The organism is Haloterrigena sp. H1 (genome assembly GCF_005938085.1).
Classification (GTDB): domain Archaea; phylum Halobacteriota; class Halobacteria; order Halobacteriales; family Natrialbaceae; genus Natrinema.
In genome coordinates this window covers 2,813,553-2,828,650 of record NZ_SMZK01000001.1, presented here as the reverse complement: position 1 = coordinate 2,828,650, position 15,098 = coordinate 2,813,553, and the positions used below count along the sequence as shown (strand labels likewise).

Below are 15,098 nucleotides of genomic sequence, written 5' to 3'. Positions count from 1 at the left end.
CAGTTCATGCGATCGATACGGCGGCTCTTGCTTGCTCTCGGCGGCCTACTCGCCGCGTGGATCGGCTGGGGTGTCTACGTCAGTCGGACGACCGAACGCGTTCCCGCAGAGACCCTGGAACGATTCGACGGCGTCGAAATCCGGCGGTATCCGCGATCGGTGCTCGTCGAAACGACGGCACCGGACAATCGAACGGCGTTCCGGCGGCTCTTTCGCTACATTTCGGGTGCGAACACCCAGCGCGAAGACATCGCGATGACCGCACCGGTGACGACCCAGCGTGAGTCGATCTCGATGACGGCCCCCGTCCGAACCGACACGGATGACGGCGACGTGACGATGGCGTTCTACCTTCCGGAGACGTACACACCCGAGACCGCTCCGATACCGACCAATTCCGACGTTCGACTCGTGGTCGAATCCGAACGCACAGTCGCCGTGTTGCGCTTCTCGTGGTACGCGACGGCCGGTCGCGTCGACCGCCAGCGAAAGCGCCTGCTCGATGCCCTCTCACAACGAGGGGCCGAGACGCGTGGCCGGCCAGAACTCCTCCAGTACAACGACCCGTGGACGCCGCCGTTCATGCGGACCAACGAAGTGGCAGTCCGGATCGAGGAGTCCGGCGACTGGTCCCGTCCCGACTGATGCCCGGCCGTGCAGCGACGAAGCCGACCTGACGACCGCGTTCGGCTCAATCGTCCGACTCTTCTGCTCCGGGTTCCTCCGCGTCCGGCTGTGGCCCGCCACCGGTCTGGGCTTCCTCGGCCTCGCCCCAGCCGCCGGCGTCGACCACCTCGAACAGCTTGCCCCAGTTTTCGTCGTCCTGTGCTTCGGGGAGCTGATTCCGGAGTTGCTCGAAGTCGGACGGCGCCACCTGCGTCTCGACGAGATCGACGATCACGCGGGCGTGGTAGGCTGCAGTCGACGGATCGGTCTCTTCGATCTCGCTGACTCGCGAGACGAATTCGCTCCAGTCGAAGCGCTGGCCGTGATCGCTGACGGCACCGGTCAGGTACCAGCGGATCTCCATCGGGAGCGACCCCGCGAGGTCCTCGGCTGCGCCGGCTGGGATCCGCTGTCCGAGCGTCATGAGCGTCGCGCGAATCGCCCGCACGGTCTCGCCAGTGCCTGGAAGCTCGAGTCGGTGCTGGATCTGGCCGGTAAACTCGTCGAAGTTCATCTTCGTTCGCGTCGGACTACGATCACGATCATAAACCCCTGTTCATACCCAGTGACCTGATTCGGCGACACCGGCCCGTCGATCCGCACGCGACGAAATCCCCGGTCTCTTTCGCCATCGCTCGAGTACGGTCGCCCACGATGGACAGTGAGTCGAAAGACGATGCCGATACGACCGACGCCGAGCACCGCGATATCGGACGCGGCCTGCTGGAAGCGGAGATGGGACCGAGCTCGAGTCTGGCCCACCTCTATCGGGGCGAGATCCACCGGATGAAGTTCTGGCGCGAGCGACTCGATCAGACGACCTACTGGGCGATCGTCATCATGAGCGCCATCCTGACGTGGACCTTCTCGAGCCGGAACAACCCCCACTACGTCCTCCTGCTGGGGGTCGCGGCGCTGACCGCGTTCCTGCTCATCGAGGCGCGTCGCTTTCGCGGCTACGACATCTGGCGCGGGCGCGTCCGGACGTTCCAGAAGAACGTCTTCGCGTACGGACTCGACCCCTCGGCTGGCCTCGAGGACCCCGACTGGCGCGAGAAGTTGAGCCGGGATTACAGACAGCCGGTCATCAAGATCTCCCTCGAGGAAGCGATCGCCCACCGCCTTCGTCGGATCTATCTGGTGTTGTTCACGATCACGCTGAGCGCGTGGGTCGTCCGTATCGCGGCGTTTGATATGCGGCCGTGGCCCGAAAGCGCTGCCGTCGGCGACATTCCGGGTCTGGCAGTCACTGCGGTGGTCGCCGCGTTCTATCTGCTCGCGGTGTTCGTTGCGATGCGGAACCGAACGTGGCAAAGCGAGGACGAACTCCGCACGGAGATGGTCGGCCAGGATCGGTGAGTGCTGTGCTCACGGCCTGGCGACTGACAGTATACTGAAGGAGTCGTACGCCGAAAGGCGAACCAATGTACGACCGCATCCTGATCCCCGTCGACGGCAGCAACGAGGCCACACGGGCCGCACGCCGCGGCCTCGACCTCGCTCGGCGGTTCGACGCGGCTGTCGAGGTCCTCCACGTCATCGATCGGCGCTCGAGCACCCGGACGAGCGACGAGCAGGCACAACTCCGGGAGCGCGGCGAGGAAATCGTCGCTGAAATCGAGCGGCTTGCAGCCGACCACGACCAGTCGGTGACGACGACGGTGACCGACGGCTCGCCCGCGGCACGGATCGCCAGGCTCGCCGCCGATTATGACGCGGGACTGATCATTATTGGGCGACAGGGGATCACGGGCCTGGGAAAACGGCTCCTGGGTGGCGTCACTGAGGAGGTCCTCCATCGGAGCGACGTGCCCGTCCTCGTCATTCCGACCGGCGACCGGTCGACTGGCGACTCGTTCGACTACGATCGACTACTCGTGCCGACCGACGGGAGCGAAAACGCCACCCGTGCTGCCCCCCACGCTGGTGCCGTCGCACGGCAGTACGGCTCGAGCGTCCACGCCCTGAGCGTCATCGACCTCCAGTCCGCCGGCGGCGCGTTCAGCGCGGGCGGCCTCGAGGGATCGTTCGTCGATCGCCTCGAGGACGATGCGGGCGAGACCGTTGACGAACTCGCGACCGAGATCGACGCGGTCGCCGATGTCGACGTCGAGACCGCCGTCCAAAAAACGTCGCTCGACGGCGTCGCGGCCGAAATCCGTGACTACATCGCGGCCCACGGCATCGACCTCGTCGTCATGGGATCGCACGGTCGGTCGAACCTCCGTCGACAACTGCTCGGCAGCGTCTCCGGGGCCGTGCTCCGGTCGGTCGACGTGCCGGTACTGATCGTGACGCGATCCTGACGGCCGATTACGACTCGTCCGGTGGGTTCTCGTCGCGAACGACTGTCACCGTCCCGGGTGCGCGCCGGACGACCCGTTCGGCGACGCTGCCGAGCAGGAACCGCGAGAGGCCACGCCGCCCGTGGCTCCCGAGGACGATCTGATCGATGTCGTGGTCTTCCGCATACGAGACGATCGTATCGGAGACGATCCCGACCTCTGTCGCCGTCGTGATCTCGGTGCCGTACTCGCTTGCGATCTCCTCGGCCTCCTCGAGGACGGCTTCGGCAGCGTCCTTCGATCGCTCGAAGGCGTCGTCCGCGTAGAAGACCCCATCGACGCCGGCGGAGCCGGCCCACTCCCGTGGATCGTTGACGTGGAGAACGCGGATCTCCGCGTCGTCGGCGTTCGAGAGCGCGTGATGTAATGCGGCGGTCGCCTGTGGTGATTCGTCGAACGCGACCAGGACTGTCGTTGTCATACGTGGTCCGTCGGCCGCCAGCGGCAAATCGCTTGAGGATTTCGACCCGTGGACTCGAAGAGGGACGCCACCGCGCTCGATGTGTCCTCGCTGCTCTCGCCTCGCCAGTTTCGTCTCGTACGGACTCCTATCAGTGGGTGCCGGTGGGCCCGCGACCCGTCTTGTGGGTGCGCCGGGACATCCGGGACAGCAGACCGTATCAGTCGTCTTCGGCTGACGCATCCGCAACAGCAGACTGCTCCGACTCGGTCGCCTCGCCGTCGACGGCGCGGTCCGTGCTGTCGACGCTGACACCCTCCCAGTCGTGATCCGCGTGATAGCCCTCGCGTGCTTTCGCGCTCGGGGCGACACGGATGAACTCCGCCTTCTCGCGGGCCGCGGGGATCGTCGCCCCGCCACAGTAGGAGAGCCCCGACTGAATGCCGGCACGGAACTCCGTGACGACGTCCTCGAGTGGCCCCTTGTATGGCGTCAGCGCTTCGACGCCCTCGTCGGCGCGCACGTCGACGTCTTTGTCGTCGCGCTTTTCGGCGGCGATGGTCGTCGCCATCCCCCGTGAGCGCTTGTATCGCGTGCCGTCGACCTCGACGACTGCGCCGGGTGATTCCTCGGTGCCGGCGAGGAGACTGCCGATCATGACGGTGTCGGCTCCCGCCATCAGCGCCTTCACCGCATCGCCGGAGGTGCGGATGCCACCGTCGGCACAGATCGTGACGTCGAGATCCTCGGCTGCGTCTGCACAGTCGTCGACGGCAGTCAGCTGTGGGACGCCCGCGCCGGCGACCTTCCGGGTGGTACAGTGTGAGCCCGGCCCGATGCCGACTTTGACGCAGTCGGCCCCTGCTGCCGCGAGGTCTTCGACACCTGCGGGCGTCGCGACGTTGCCGGCGACGAGGTCCGTCTCCGGAAACGCCGACCGGAGCCGTTCGACGGCCTCGAGCGCGCTCTCGAGATGTCCGTGGGCGACGTCGACGACGAGCGCGTCGACGCCGGCCGTGACGAGAGCGTCGCTCCGTGCGACGTAGTCCTCGTTGATACCGACGGCTGCGGCGATTCGTTCGCCAGCGTCAACCACCTGCTCGACCTGACCGGCCTGTTCGTCCGGCGTGAGAAACCGGTGGAGGACGCCCAGTCCGCCGGCGCGCGAGAGTTCGATCGCCAGCTCGGCCTCCGTGACGGTGTCCATCGCGGCGGCGACAAGCGGCGTCTCGAGTTCGATACGCGGCGTAAACGACGTCGCGAGATCCACGTCGCGCCGACTCTCGACTGGCGAGCGCTTCGGGACGAGAAGCACGTCACCGTAACTCAACCCGGTGCGAAGATCGTTCATGACCCCCTCCTGCTTAGGGACCCCTCCGCATAAGGGTCTCGCCGGTTTCTCAGGGCATGCGACCGCCGCTTTCCGTCCAGAACTGCGACTACGCTCGCGGATCCCGATCGGGGCCCGGATACGCGCCGCCTTCGACGACGTCGTAGAGACTTTCGGGATCGAAGAGTTGCGCGAACGCGTCCGGCGGCCGGATGCTGACAGAGACACGGGGCTGGAGAGTGAGGCCGGCTTTCGCCGAGCGAAGCCGCTCGTCGTACGAGAGAAGATGCGCCGCGTTGCCCTGATAGGCTGACGCAAGCGCGGGGTGATCGCCTTCGGGCTGATCGACCGCGACGCGTTCGGCCTCGAGCCGTTCCCGGTGGTCGGCGGCGAGGTCGGCGTCGGCCAGTTGCGCGACGAGCCGTTCGGTCTCGGCGAGCAGCGGGTCGCTCGCGACCAACTCGACCCACGAATGGCGGCGAACGTGATCCAGCGCCTCGCGGGCGTCGCCGCCGACGAGCAGATCCGCCGCGAGCACGTCGGCGTCCGCGACGACGCGGGCCGGGTTCGGCTGCTCAGGCATCCTCGTCCTCCCGTCGCGTCTCGAGTCCTGATCGCACGGCCTCAAGGTCGCCGTCGTACGCTGCCCCGCGGTCGAACAACTCGGCCCAGCTCGATGACATCGGTGGTGATTGGAGCCGGAGGCTGAAAGCTCTCCGGCTTTGATCGCTTACGACCGCCGCGAGAGCACCCAGAACGTGACGGTTCCGAGGGCGAACGCGACGCCGACGTTCACCAGCAGGCCGACGACGCCGACCGCCGCGACGAGCGTGAACGACCGGCGATCGGCCACAGGCTCGAGCGCTGCACGGGCGAGCTCGAGGGCCACGACGACGAGCAACACGCCAAGGATCGCCATCGGGAACGCGGCGAGGACGGCCCCGGCGGCGACCAGCGCGAGCGCGAGATAGCCGACCCCCAACAGGACGTTCGCGCCGCCGGTTCGCGCGCCGAAGGCGTACTTGCCGGCGAGCCCGCCGCTGCCGTGACACATCGGGACGCCGCCGAACGGAACCGCCGCAAGGCAGGTAATGCCCATACTCGTCGAGAGCGTATCCGCCGAAATCTCCCGGTCGTAGAGATCGCCACAGAGCAGGGCCGTCGCGATCGCGGCGTTCCCGATCGTCATACCGAGTTGCGCGACGGTCCCCTTGAGCGCGGCCGCGCTGACCGACGGCGGGCCGGCGGGAAAGACGGCGAGCGTCGGTACTGCAGGCGTCGGAACGCCGGCCGTCGCGACGGCGGCGACGCCGCCGAGTCCGAGGACGACCAGCACGCTCGCTCCCCGGTAGCCCACGAGCGCGAGGAGGCCCACGACTGCCAGCCCGGCCGCCGCGATCGGCAGGTTACTAAACGAGAGGTCGACGGCCGCCTCGAGCAAGAGCAGGGCGACAGCGAGTTGGACGCCACGGATGACGGGTTCGCCGACGACCCGTTGCAGCCGGCCGACGAGTCCGAGCTGTCCCACCGTGAGCAAGACGCCACCGGCGAGCAATCCGGCGGCGGCGAGTTCGGCATAGGTTAGCGTCCCGACGATCGCCAGCCCGATCAGTGCCTTCATCGGCTCGACGGAAAGCGGCAGGCCGTAGTAGACTCCCCAGACGATCTGGAAGACGCCGAAGCCGACCAGCACGTGGGGCACGGAGACGCTGGTCGTCGCTCCCAGCGCGACCAACAGCGGCAGTACCGTAACCGAATCACCTAGCGCGCCCGTGAGTTCACTCGTGGTGAACTCGAGATCGGTATCGAGCGGTGATCCGACGGAGTACGACATCTATCCCGTGATACTGTCGGAGCGGCCTTGACTCTTGGCAGTAACCACGATTTGTTTCATTCACCCGATTCGCGTCGTCGGATTCGGTTACCGGCGTGCGTACCAGCGGGGCCGCTTGCGGGACGAGCGGTATCGCTGCAGCGGACGCTATCGGACGGGTCTAAAAACTGAAAGCACTCGAACTCGAGTCGCGATCGGTCCTAGTCTTCGAGGACGATCTCGATCGAGACGTCGTTTGGCACCTGAATGCGCATGAGCTGTCGGAGTGCGCGTTCGTCGGCGTCCAGATCGATCAGGCGCTTGTGGACGCGCATCTCCCAGTGCTCCCACGTCGCAGTGCCTTCGCCGTCAGGCGATTTCCGGGTCGGCACCTCGAGCGTTTTCGTCGGCAGCGGGATGGGGCCGCTCAGGTTGACGCCGGTGTTGTTCGCGATCTCGCGGACGTCGTCACAGATGTCGTCGAGGTCGTCTGGACTCGTGCCCGCGAGTCGAACGCGTGCCTGCTGCATTTATTTCTCGTCGACGCTCAGGACCTTGCCAGCGGCGATGGTCTGACCCATGTCGCGGATGGCGAAGCTCCCGAGTTCGGGGATCTCGCTGGATGGCTCGATGCTGAGGGGCTTTTGCGGTCGGATGGTGACCACAGCAGCGTCACCCGCCTGGATGAAGTCGGGGTTCTCCTCGGCGACCTCGCCGCTCGAGGGGTCCATCTTCTTGTCGATGGATTCGATCGTACACGCGACCTGTGCGGTGTGGGCGTGGAAGACCGGCGTGTAACCGGCGGTGATCACGCTGGGGTGCTGCATGACGACGATCTGGGCCTGGAACGTCTCGGCGACGCTTGGCGGCTCGTCGGCGGGGCCACAGACGTCACCGCGGCGGATGTCGTCCTTGCCGATGCCGCGGACGTTGAATCCGACGTTGTCACCGGGCTCGGCCTTGGGCACCTCTTCGTGGTGCATCTCGATCGTCTTCACTTCGCCACCGACGTCCGATGGCTGGAAGGAGACGTTGTCGCCGGTGTTCAGGATACCGGTCTCGATACGTCCGACAGGGACGGTACCGATACCCGAGATCGTGTAAACGTCCTGAATCGGGAGTCGGAGCGGCGCGTCCGTCGGTGGCTCCGGCTCGGGCAGGTCGTTGAGTGCCTCGAGGAGGATTTCGCCGTCGTACCACGGCGTGTTGTCGGACTCCTCGGCGATGTTGTCGCCCTCGAACGCCGAGATCGGGATGAACGAGGCGTCGTCCGTGTTGAACTGGACCTGCTTGAGCAGCTGGTTGACTTCTTCGACGACCTCGTCGTACGTCGACTCCTTGTAGTCGACGATGTCCATCTTGTTGATGCCGATGATGAGCTCGTCGATCCCGAGGGTACGGGCCAGGAAGACGTGCTCCTGGGTCTGGGGCGCGACACCGTCGTCAGCGGCGACGACGAGGACGGCGTTGTCCGCCTGGGATGCGCCCGTGATCATGTTCTTCACGAAGTCTCGGTGGCCAGGACAGTCGACGATGGTGAAGTCGTAGGCGTCCGTCGAGAACTCCTGGTGGGCGATGTCGATGGTGACACCACGCTCTCGCTCCTCAGCGAGGTTGTCCATGACGTAGGCGAACTCGAAGCCACCCTTGCCTTTCTCTTCTGCTTCTTCGCGGTGCTGTTCGATGACGTGCTCTGGTACGCTCCCCGTCTCGTAGAGGAGTCGTCCCACGAGCGTACTCTTCCCGTGGTCAACGTGACCGATGATGGCCAGGTTCTGGTGTTGGTCGCTCATTGTTGTAGCTCACGCGCAGAGGCGCTTATATCGGTCTCTTTCGCTCGTTGCGGTTAAAACCATTTCGAAAGCGTATTCAGTCCATCCCGACGCAGTCTTGCGGTTTGGCTAGCATTCACACGCCACAGAAGGTTCGATCCCGGCCGACGGCAGCGGGTCGACGGCGACCTCGAGGGCTTGGGATACTGCTGGACAGAACGACGCGACGATCGGTCGCGAACCCGCGACCGACTTCGTATTTACTGCTGTCCGACAGTAGGATCACTGGTGATCGGTGCAACTCGTCTCTCCGACAGTCACAACCGGTACTGAAGCGAGGGATCCAACAGCAGAACGGGAACGTCGTGATCGCGTTACAGTGGTGGGAGTCGACCGACGTCGGAGAGGACCGCCGTCGCGGTCTCCGGTCCACCGGCCCCGCGGCCGCTCGTGTGGAGCGAGCCGGCGTGTCGCGTCTCGATCTGGACGATGTTTCGCGTGCCGGTCACCGCGAGCGCGCCGTTTTCGGGAACGAGTCGCGGGCCGACGCGGACGCCGTCGCGGGTCGCCTCGCCGATAAGCCGGATCGTACGTCCGTCTTCGGCGGCGAGATCGAGTGCACTGCCCGGAATGTTCTGAATGCCCTCGACCGTCGCGTCCTCGAGCGCAAAGCCACCATCGGAGAGCACGTTCGCGAGGATGACGAACTTCAGCGCGGCGTCGGTGCCGTCGACGTCGAAGGTCGGGTCGGCCTCGGCGACGCCCAGGTCCTGGGCTTCCGCGAGGACGTGTTCGTAGTCGAGCCCTTCGGCGGCCATCCGCGTGAGAATGAAGTTCGCGGTCCCGTTCAAGACGCCACGGACCGCGGTGACGGCTTCCGGCGTACTGTCTTCGATCGTCGAGAGGATCGGAATCGCGCCGCCGACTGTCGCCTCGAAGCGGATCGAGCCCGCACTCTCGGCCTCGAGCGCGCGCAGTTCCTCGTAGCGTTCGGCCACCGGCCCCTTGTTCGCGAGGACGGCGTGGCGGTCGGCCTCGAGCGCGCGCTGGACGTGGGAGAAGCCGGGTTCGGCGTCGCCGAGCGTCGTCGGGGTCGCCTCGACCAGCACGTCGTAGTCGGTGTCGAAGACGTCTTCGGGATCGGCGGAGCCGACGGCCTGACCGCCGACTTTGCGCTCGAGGGCGTCCTCGACGGCGATGCCGTCCGGATCGACTGCGGCGCTACTGGAGTCCGCGAGTGCGACGACGTCGTGGCCGTACTCGCCGGCGAGGTCGGCGACCGAGCGGCCGACGTCACCGGCACCGAGAATTGCGAGTTTCATGCGGCATCACCTGCGAGCAGTGGTTCGACGACAGTCAGCTCTTTGTCCGTCCCGATCGCACGGATGGTCTCCAGTGCCTCCGTGGAGCGTCCGGAGTTGATCGCGAGTCGCGCGCGGGCGCTCGCGACACCGTCGGTCCCCTCGGGCGACGTCAGCGAGAGATCTTGCACGATGGCGTTAGCTTCATCTTCGATTCGCGAGAGCGTATTCGAGAGGTCGGTCTCGACTAAGTGGCCGATTAGCACGACACTGATTTCCTCACCGTAGTGTTCTTCGCCGGCCTGAATGACGTTGATGCCGGCGTCACGAAGCGCCTCGACGATGCCGTCGAACCGGTCGGGTGGACACTCCATGTCGACCTCGACGGGGATGTGCCCGCGAGGCGTGATGTTGCCGCGTTCGTGATGGATGCTCAGCAGATTGCCGCCGTTGTCGGCGATCGGTGCGAGCGCGCTGAGTAACTCGCCGGGTTCGTCGACGAGCTCGAGCCGAACAGTGTAGGCACGGACGCCGCCGTCGGTCTCGGCGTCGGGATCGTCCTCGTCGTCGGACTCGGGTACGTTACCCATCGTCGTCACCTCCTGCCTGCGGACGGTTACTCATCATGGTGTACGAGTCCGTAACGGGCGCATAAAAGGATATAGGACTTCCCAACGCTCACCGCCTGTCAACGAGGGACATGGAATCTACCACGGCGCGCTCATACGAACTCCCGGCAGTCAGTGCCGGTGAGACCGCGACCCGCACTGCGATTCCACCGTGGAACTCGTGACAGCAGTCCGTCTCAGTCTGCGGCGTGGACCGATTCGGCAGGCTCGTCCTCGCGAATGCTCTGGATGCTCGCCCAGATGACTGCGCCGCTGACCAGCAGGGCCGACCCGAAGATGAGCACCTTGCTGAGCTGGTTGAAAACACCCATATCGTAGGCATTCCCGAGGTTCCGGCTGGCCACCGCAGCCGACCCTGCGAGCAACATCGCGGCGAAGTACTCGGTGATGTCGTCTTCGTTGACGAGCGCCGTCGCGCCGGCACCGATGCGAGCGCCCATCGCACTCCCCGCGAGCAGGGGCAGGACGATCGTCAGGTCGAGCGCACCGGACTGGGCGTAGGTGAACGCGCCGAACGCGCCCGAGGCGGTGATCTGGAACACGTCGGTCCCGACCGCGACCGCAGCGGGGACGCCAAGTCCATACATCATCGCGGGCATCAGCAGGAAGCCGCCGCCGACGCCGAGGAAGCCCGAGAGGATGCCGATGGCAAACGCCATCGCGAGCGTCACCCACAGCGACACTTTGGTTCCGCCTTTGATCGAGACCATCGGCGGAATCTTGATCGACTGGAACTTCTCGGCGAGCGCGGACCCGTCGTCGTCCGAACTCTCCGTGCGGGCGTCTCGCAACATGAGCAGCCCGACGATCGCCAGCAATCCGATATACGAAATGCTCACCACGAGGTCGGCGAAGCCGAGTGCTTTCAGGTAGTAGACGACCCCCTTCCCGACTTCGATGCCGGCGGTCATCCCCACGATGAACATCAGGCCGAGTTTGTAGTCGACCTGTCCGTGGTCGCGGTGGCGAAGCGCCGCGATGACCGAAGTCCCGAACACGAACGCGAGTCCGCTCCCGACCGCAGTCGTCGAGTCGTACCCCATCACCAGTAGCGCGGGCGTGACGAGGAACGACCCACCCATCCCGAAGAACCCGAACAGGGTCCCGATGAGCAGGCCAAAGCTGATGAACAAGCCGAGTTGCCCCGCCGCGATTCCGAACAGTTCCATCGCCATGATTAGCTCCCTCCGAGAGCGCGTTTGACGGGATCGCTCAGTGCCGTCGTAAGTGCACCGTACCCGACGTACAGGAGCATCGCTTCCACGAGGACGGCACCGACGCCCGTGATGGCCTGTCCGGTCGCGCCCAGCGACTCAAGCCCGATCATTGGTCGATCACTCTGCGATTGCATGCTGTCGGTTGCATCGATAGCGACGACTCATCCAATCCTCGTTTAATAGGTTTGCGGGAGCCGTGCAAGATAGAATACGCATAGGTTCTGGATCATGTTGGATGGGATAGCCATAACTTATCGGAACTGAGGGTCGCGCTCTGGCAGGTGATATTTGCCGCTATCTATGACGATGCTTGCTCGCGCGCAGCCCACGAACAGCAACGAACGAAGCCACGCACGGTCGACATTCTCGATGGGCGCTCATACGAACTACTGTCAGTTGTTTCCGGTGCAACCGCGACCGTCCTGCGGTTGCATCGGTAACTCGTTACAGCAGACCGTATCAGGGGTATTGGACCGGCCGTCGTTGCTGCGGAGAGACCGCTACCCGCTCGAGAAGTACCGACTAAAGGCCTCGAAAACAGCGGTTACAGATGATCCTTGCCCGGGTTCGACGAGCCCCAGTCGCCGCGACCACCTTCGGTCCGGTCGATCCCCATGATCGACTCGGGCTGGTCCGGGCCGCCGAGGCTATCGCGTGCATCGGGCACCCGAACGGTGACCTCGTCGATTTCGGGCCACGTGATCAGTTCGGCCTCGATGTTGCCCGTCGTGACGTCGCTGATCGAACAGCCCTTGCAGCCACCACCGAGTTCGATGATGACCTCGCCGGTCTCCGGATCGGCTGCGCGCACTGCACTGGTGCCGCCATGCATCTGAATGATCGGCATCTCGCGTGTCAGCCACTGCTCGACACGCTCTTGCAGCGACGGCTCAGTCTCGGAGTTACTCATGAGTCTCCCTACGTGCTCGAATGGGGAATAAGTTCGGTCACACGGCCGAAATCAGTCGAATTAATCCTGAACGTTTCCGTGGCGTCGGCGCAGCCACTCGAGTGCAACGCCGCCACTGACGAGCCCAGCGACGCCGGTGAAACCCGGGCTCGAATCGGTGCCATCGTCAGTTTCGTTCCCGCTCGGATCGTTTGGATCGTCGTCCCCGAGCCACTCGGCAGGTGGTTGCAGCGACGGCGGGTCAGCCTGCGTGCCGGCTTCGTCTGGGAAGGTGTAGAGTGCACCCTCGAGCGACGTATTGGGTATCGCTTCGGTGCTCGAGGCGATGAACGTCTCACCGGGGCTGACCACGCGTGCCGTCCAGAACCCCGTTTCGGCCGGGTTGCGCCACCAGGCGAGCCGTTCGGGATCGGTGGGATCGGAGATGTCGTGGAGTTGGACGCCGGCACGGTACCACGACGAATAGAGTCGGCCGTCGTGCAGTTCGAAGTTGTGCGAGCTCGTCCAGATTCCGCCGCGATAGGATTCGTCGGCCGTCCGCGGGGCGTCGATCGATCCTCGGTGGACCGGCTCGGTCGGATCGCTGACGTCGTAGAGGTCGATTCCACCAGGCTGGTCGGGGTCCGCGCCGTTGGTCGTCCAGGCCTCCCGGCCGACCGCCATGAGGTCGCCGCTATCGTCGACCGCCACGTAGTGATCGTTGCCGGGCAAGCCGTAGACGCCGTCCCGGAAGTCGTCGATCTCGCGTTGGGCCTCGAGTGTCGTGTCCGCGACGTGGGAAACGACCGTCGGGGCGGTCGGATCGCTGACGTCGAGTATGCAGGTCCCGGCGTTCCAGCAGGGGAGGTAGGCCGTCCCGTCTCGAACGTAGACGTCGTGAAGATAGCGCCCGAGCCAGTGGATGTCGCGCCAGCCGGGCTCGTAGTCCAGCAGCGACCAGTCCCCGATTTGTGTGATCTCCTCGCCGCCGACATCGAAAATCACGAGCCGGTTTTCACTGCGCATGTTTTTGACGACGAACAGCCGGTCGCCCTCGAGAAAGCAGTTGTGAATATGGAACCCGGTTTCGAAGGCATCGGTCGCGATGGGCTTTTCGGGGGCGCTTATGTCGTATCGTCGGAAGCCAAGAAAGAGGTCGCTTGAACCGGCGGATTCGGCTGGACCGGCGACGATCAGCCGGTCGCCGTCGACGGTCAGATCGAGGATCTGAGTCAGGGGTGCGCCGTCGATCTCGATGTCGCGTTCCTCAGCGATGACCCTCGGCTCGGCGGGGTCGCTCACGTCGACGACCGCGAACCCGGTGGTCGCGGCGACGTACGCGACTGCACCCTCGCCGACGACGGCCTCTGCAGCGCCGGTGACGGGAACCTGCCCGAGCGGTTCGTACCCCCCGTTGGGTGGCGCTGCCGTTGTGCTTGCCCGCGATGGGATGACTGCACTCGAGAGGGTGAGAGCGAGACCGGCGGTCCCACTCGCATCGAGGAACGCTCTCCGCCTCATCTGTAACGCAGTTGCACGGTGCGACATATAGAGCTAGTCACTCGTGGCTCGCCGGATAGCGCGGCAGACGAGTGCACGAATCGATCTTAGCTATGGAGCCGACGCCGATCGCCAGTCCCCTCGGTCAGCGCGCTGGCGAGCGCACCTTCGACGACGACGTCGTCGCCGAGCTCGGTGACGTGAATCTCCGGCACGTTCGTCATCACCATCTCCGAGACGCGCTCGCGGATGGGATCGACGACCAGGTCCTCGTTGTGCAACGCGACCGCGCCACCGAAGGAAACGACGATCGGCGCGAACGCGTGGATCACGTTCGTGACGCCGATCGCGTTCCAGTGGGCGAGCTGGTCGATGACGTAGTCAGCCAGTTCGTCCTCGCCGGCGAGATCGAAGACGTCCTTCGCCGTGAACTCCGGCCCCTCGAGCGGGAGGTCGGTCGCAATCGTCGGGTCGTCGTCGGCGAGCAGCCGGGCGAAGTTGGGGATGGCGTTGCCCGAACAGTAGGCCTCCCAGTGGCCGTCGTGACCGCAGCCACAGGTCAGCCGGCCGCGGGGGTCGACGACGTAGTGGCCGACCTCGCCGGCGTTGCCGTCCCAGCCGCTGACGATGCGGCCGTCGGAGCAGACGCCGGCACCGATCCCCGAGGAGATGGTAATATAGACCATGTCGTCGGGGTTGCTGGCGGCGTGAAACCGCTCGCCGATGACGCCTGCAGTCGTGTCGTTGTGGAGGTAGACGTCGTCGCTGTCGATCAGCTTCGAGATCGGGCCGGTCAGCGGGATGCGGTCGATCGAGTCGGGGAGGTTCGCCGGATCGATCACCGCGCCCTCGGCGAGATCGAACGGCCCGATCGAGCCGATCCCAGCGGCGGTGATCCGGGTAGGTTCGATCCCGGCATCGCCACAGGCACCGCGAAGCGTTCGCAAGACTCCCTCGGTCACGTCGATACCCGTCGGCCCGCGCGGCGTCGATCGGCGATCCACACCGATCGTCGTCCCGTCCGGCTCGGCGACGACGGCCCGGACGTTGGTCGCGCCGAGATCGACGCCCGCATAGTAGACCATGCTACCCTAGAGACGACCGCGATCGTACTTAACTACCCAGATTGTACTCGGCGACGAGTATCGATTTCGATACGTTCGGAGCCGACAACACACGACTGGTCCGGCGGCTGTCGCGGCGACATATGTATGCTATACCATGCCATATCTAGTC

Annotated in this window: 17 protein-coding genes; 3 read left to right on the top strand and 14 right to left on the bottom strand. The window is 65.2% G+C overall.

Features of this window, described 5'->3' with window-relative positions; all coding sequences use genetic code 11:
* The first annotated feature begins 6 nt into the window (after positions 1-6).
* Positions 7-645: a heme-binding protein gene (locus tag E2L06_RS14150; RefSeq protein WP_138782261.1), complete on the top strand. Its 639-nt coding sequence runs from the start codon at positions 7-9 to the stop codon at positions 643-645.
* Positions 646-691: 46 nt separating this feature from the next.
* Here the strand turns inward: E2L06_RS14150 and E2L06_RS14145 are convergent, their stop codons facing one another.
* A complete protein-coding gene (locus tag E2L06_RS14145) occupies positions 692-1,180 on the bottom strand; it encodes a DUF2267 domain-containing protein (RefSeq protein ID WP_138782260.1) in 489 nt (162 codons plus the stop codon).
* A 140-nt stretch (positions 1,181-1,320) separates the two neighbouring features.
* Between E2L06_RS14145 and E2L06_RS14140 the strand changes: the two genes are divergently transcribed.
* Together E2L06_RS14140 and E2L06_RS14135 are read left to right on the top strand one after the other, a co-directional pair.
* A complete protein-coding gene (locus E2L06_RS14140) occupies positions 1,321-2,025 on the top strand; it encodes a DUF2270 domain-containing protein (protein WP_138782259.1) in 705 nt (234 codons plus the stop codon).
* 65 nt (positions 2,026-2,090) lie between these two features.
* Positions 2,091-2,972, top strand: a complete 882-nt coding sequence (locus E2L06_RS14135; RefSeq protein WP_138782258.1) for a universal stress protein — start codon at positions 2,091-2,093, stop codon at positions 2,970-2,972.
* A 7-nt stretch (positions 2,973-2,979) separates the two neighbouring features.
* Here the strand turns inward: E2L06_RS14135 and E2L06_RS14130 are convergent, their stop codons facing one another.
* The 13 genes from E2L06_RS14130 to E2L06_RS14075 form a co-directional block, all read right to left on the bottom strand.
* The gene (locus E2L06_RS14130) at positions 2,980-3,432 is read right to left on the bottom strand and encodes a universal stress protein (RefSeq protein WP_138782257.1); all 453 of its coding nucleotides are present in this window, start codon (positions 3,430-3,432) and stop codon (positions 2,980-2,982) included.
* 199 nt (positions 3,433-3,631) lie between these two features.
* A complete protein-coding gene (locus E2L06_RS14125; protein WP_138782256.1) occupies positions 3,632-4,762 on the bottom strand; it encodes a guanosine monophosphate reductase in 1,131 nt (376 codons plus the stop codon).
* 88 nt (positions 4,763-4,850) lie between these two features.
* The gene (locus tag E2L06_RS14120; protein ID WP_138782255.1) at positions 4,851-5,324 is read right to left on the bottom strand and encodes a hypothetical protein; all 474 of its coding nucleotides are present in this window, start codon (positions 5,322-5,324) and stop codon (positions 4,851-4,853) included.
* Between the two features lie 147 nt (positions 5,325-5,471).
* Positions 5,472-6,575: a putative sulfate/molybdate transporter gene (locus E2L06_RS14115; protein WP_138782254.1), complete on the bottom strand. Its 1,104-nt coding sequence runs from the start codon at positions 6,573-6,575 to the stop codon at positions 5,472-5,474.
* A 200-nt stretch (positions 6,576-6,775) separates the two neighbouring features.
* On the bottom strand, positions 6,776-7,084 hold the full coding sequence (rpsJ, locus tag E2L06_RS14110; RefSeq protein WP_004215311.1) for a 30S ribosomal protein S10: 309 nt from the start codon (positions 7,082-7,084) through the stop codon (positions 6,776-6,778).
* A complete protein-coding gene (gene tuf, locus E2L06_RS14105; protein ID WP_138782253.1) occupies positions 7,085-8,347 on the bottom strand; it encodes a translation elongation factor EF-1 subunit alpha in 1,263 nt (420 codons plus the stop codon). It lies immediately after the preceding gene.
* A gap of 353 nt (positions 8,348-8,700) precedes the next feature.
* Positions 8,701-9,648, bottom strand: a complete 948-nt coding sequence (locus tag E2L06_RS14100) for a homoserine dehydrogenase (RefSeq protein WP_138782252.1) — start codon at positions 9,646-9,648, stop codon at positions 8,701-8,703.
* Positions 9,645-10,217 carry an amino acid-binding protein gene (locus tag E2L06_RS14095; RefSeq protein ID WP_138782251.1) on the bottom strand — a complete coding sequence of 191 codons (573 nt, stop codon included), beginning with the start codon at positions 10,215-10,217 and terminating at the stop codon, positions 9,645-9,647. The genes E2L06_RS14100 and E2L06_RS14095 overlap by 4 nt, the downstream gene beginning before the upstream one ends.
* A gap of 215 nt (positions 10,218-10,432) precedes the next feature.
* The gene (locus tag E2L06_RS14090) at positions 10,433-11,425 is read right to left on the bottom strand and encodes a sulfite exporter TauE/SafE family protein (protein ID WP_138782563.1); all 993 of its coding nucleotides are present in this window, start codon (positions 11,423-11,425) and stop codon (positions 10,433-10,435) included.
* Positions 11,426-11,433: 8 nt separating this feature from the next.
* Positions 11,434-11,583: a hypothetical protein gene (locus E2L06_RS21975; protein ID WP_171052376.1), complete on the bottom strand. Its 150-nt coding sequence runs from the start codon at positions 11,581-11,583 to the stop codon at positions 11,434-11,436.
* 434 nt (positions 11,584-12,017) lie between these two features.
* Positions 12,018-12,383, bottom strand: coding sequence for a NifU family protein (locus E2L06_RS14085; RefSeq protein WP_138782250.1), 366 nt, complete (start codon positions 12,381-12,383; stop codon positions 12,018-12,020).
* A 60-nt stretch (positions 12,384-12,443) separates the two neighbouring features.
* The gene (locus E2L06_RS14080; RefSeq protein ID WP_138782249.1) at positions 12,444-13,883 is read right to left on the bottom strand and encodes an LVIVD repeat-containing protein; all 1,440 of its coding nucleotides are present in this window, start codon (positions 13,881-13,883) and stop codon (positions 12,444-12,446) included.
* Between the two features lie 86 nt (positions 13,884-13,969).
* Entirely contained in the window at positions 13,970-14,947 is a 978-nt protein-coding gene (locus E2L06_RS14075) for an ROK family protein (protein WP_138782248.1), read from the bottom strand.
* Positions 14,948-15,098 lie beyond the last annotated feature (151 nt).

Coding starts and splice junctions, on each gene's coding strand:
- tuf (WP_138782253.1), bottom strand. CDS start 8,347: ATGAGCGACCAACACCAGAACCTGGCCATCATCGGTCACGTTGACCAC.
- E2L06_RS14075 (WP_138782248.1), bottom strand. CDS start 14,947: ATGGTCTACTATGCGGGCGTCGATCTCGGCGCGACCAACGTCCGGGCC.
- E2L06_RS14115 (WP_138782254.1), bottom strand. CDS start 6,575: ATGTCGTACTCCGTCGGATCACCGCTCGATACCGATCTCGAGTTCACC.
- rpsJ (WP_004215311.1), bottom strand. CDS start 7,084: ATGCAGCAGGCACGCGTTCGACTCGCGGGCACGAGTCCAGACGACCTC.
- E2L06_RS14085 (WP_138782250.1), bottom strand. CDS start 12,383: ATGAGTAACTCCGAGACTGAGCCGTCGCTGCAAGAGCGTGTCGAGCAG.
- E2L06_RS14140 (WP_138782259.1), top strand. CDS start 1,321: ATGGACAGTGAGTCGAAAGACGATGCCGATACGACCGACGCCGAGCAC.
- E2L06_RS14080 (WP_138782249.1), bottom strand. CDS start 13,883: ATGAGGCGGAGAGCGTTCCTCGATGCGAGTGGGACCGCCGGTCTCGCT.
- E2L06_RS14090 (WP_138782563.1), bottom strand. CDS start 11,425: ATGGAACTGTTCGGAATCGCGGCGGGGCAACTCGGCTTGTTCATCAGC.
- E2L06_RS14130 (WP_138782257.1), bottom strand. CDS start 3,432: ATGACAACGACAGTCCTGGTCGCGTTCGACGAATCACCACAGGCGACC.
- E2L06_RS14100 (WP_138782252.1), bottom strand. CDS start 9,648: ATGAAACTCGCAATTCTCGGTGCCGGTGACGTCGGCCGCTCGGTCGCC.
- E2L06_RS14145 (WP_138782260.1), bottom strand. CDS start 1,180: ATGAACTTCGACGAGTTTACCGGCCAGATCCAGCACCGACTCGAGCTT.
- E2L06_RS14135 (WP_138782258.1), top strand. CDS start 2,091: ATGTACGACCGCATCCTGATCCCCGTCGACGGCAGCAACGAGGCCACA.
- E2L06_RS21975 (WP_171052376.1), bottom strand. CDS start 11,583: ATGATCGGGCTTGAGTCGCTGGGCGCGACCGGACAGGCCATCACGGGC.
- E2L06_RS14095 (WP_138782251.1), bottom strand. CDS start 10,217: ATGGGTAACGTACCCGAGTCCGACGACGAGGACGATCCCGACGCCGAG.
- E2L06_RS14150 (WP_138782261.1), top strand. CDS start 7: ATGCGATCGATACGGCGGCTCTTGCTTGCTCTCGGCGGCCTACTCGCC.
- E2L06_RS14125 (WP_138782256.1), bottom strand. CDS start 4,762: ATGAACGATCTTCGCACCGGGTTGAGTTACGGTGACGTGCTTCTCGTC.
- E2L06_RS14120 (WP_138782255.1), bottom strand. CDS start 5,324: ATGCCTGAGCAGCCGAACCCGGCCCGCGTCGTCGCGGACGCCGACGTG.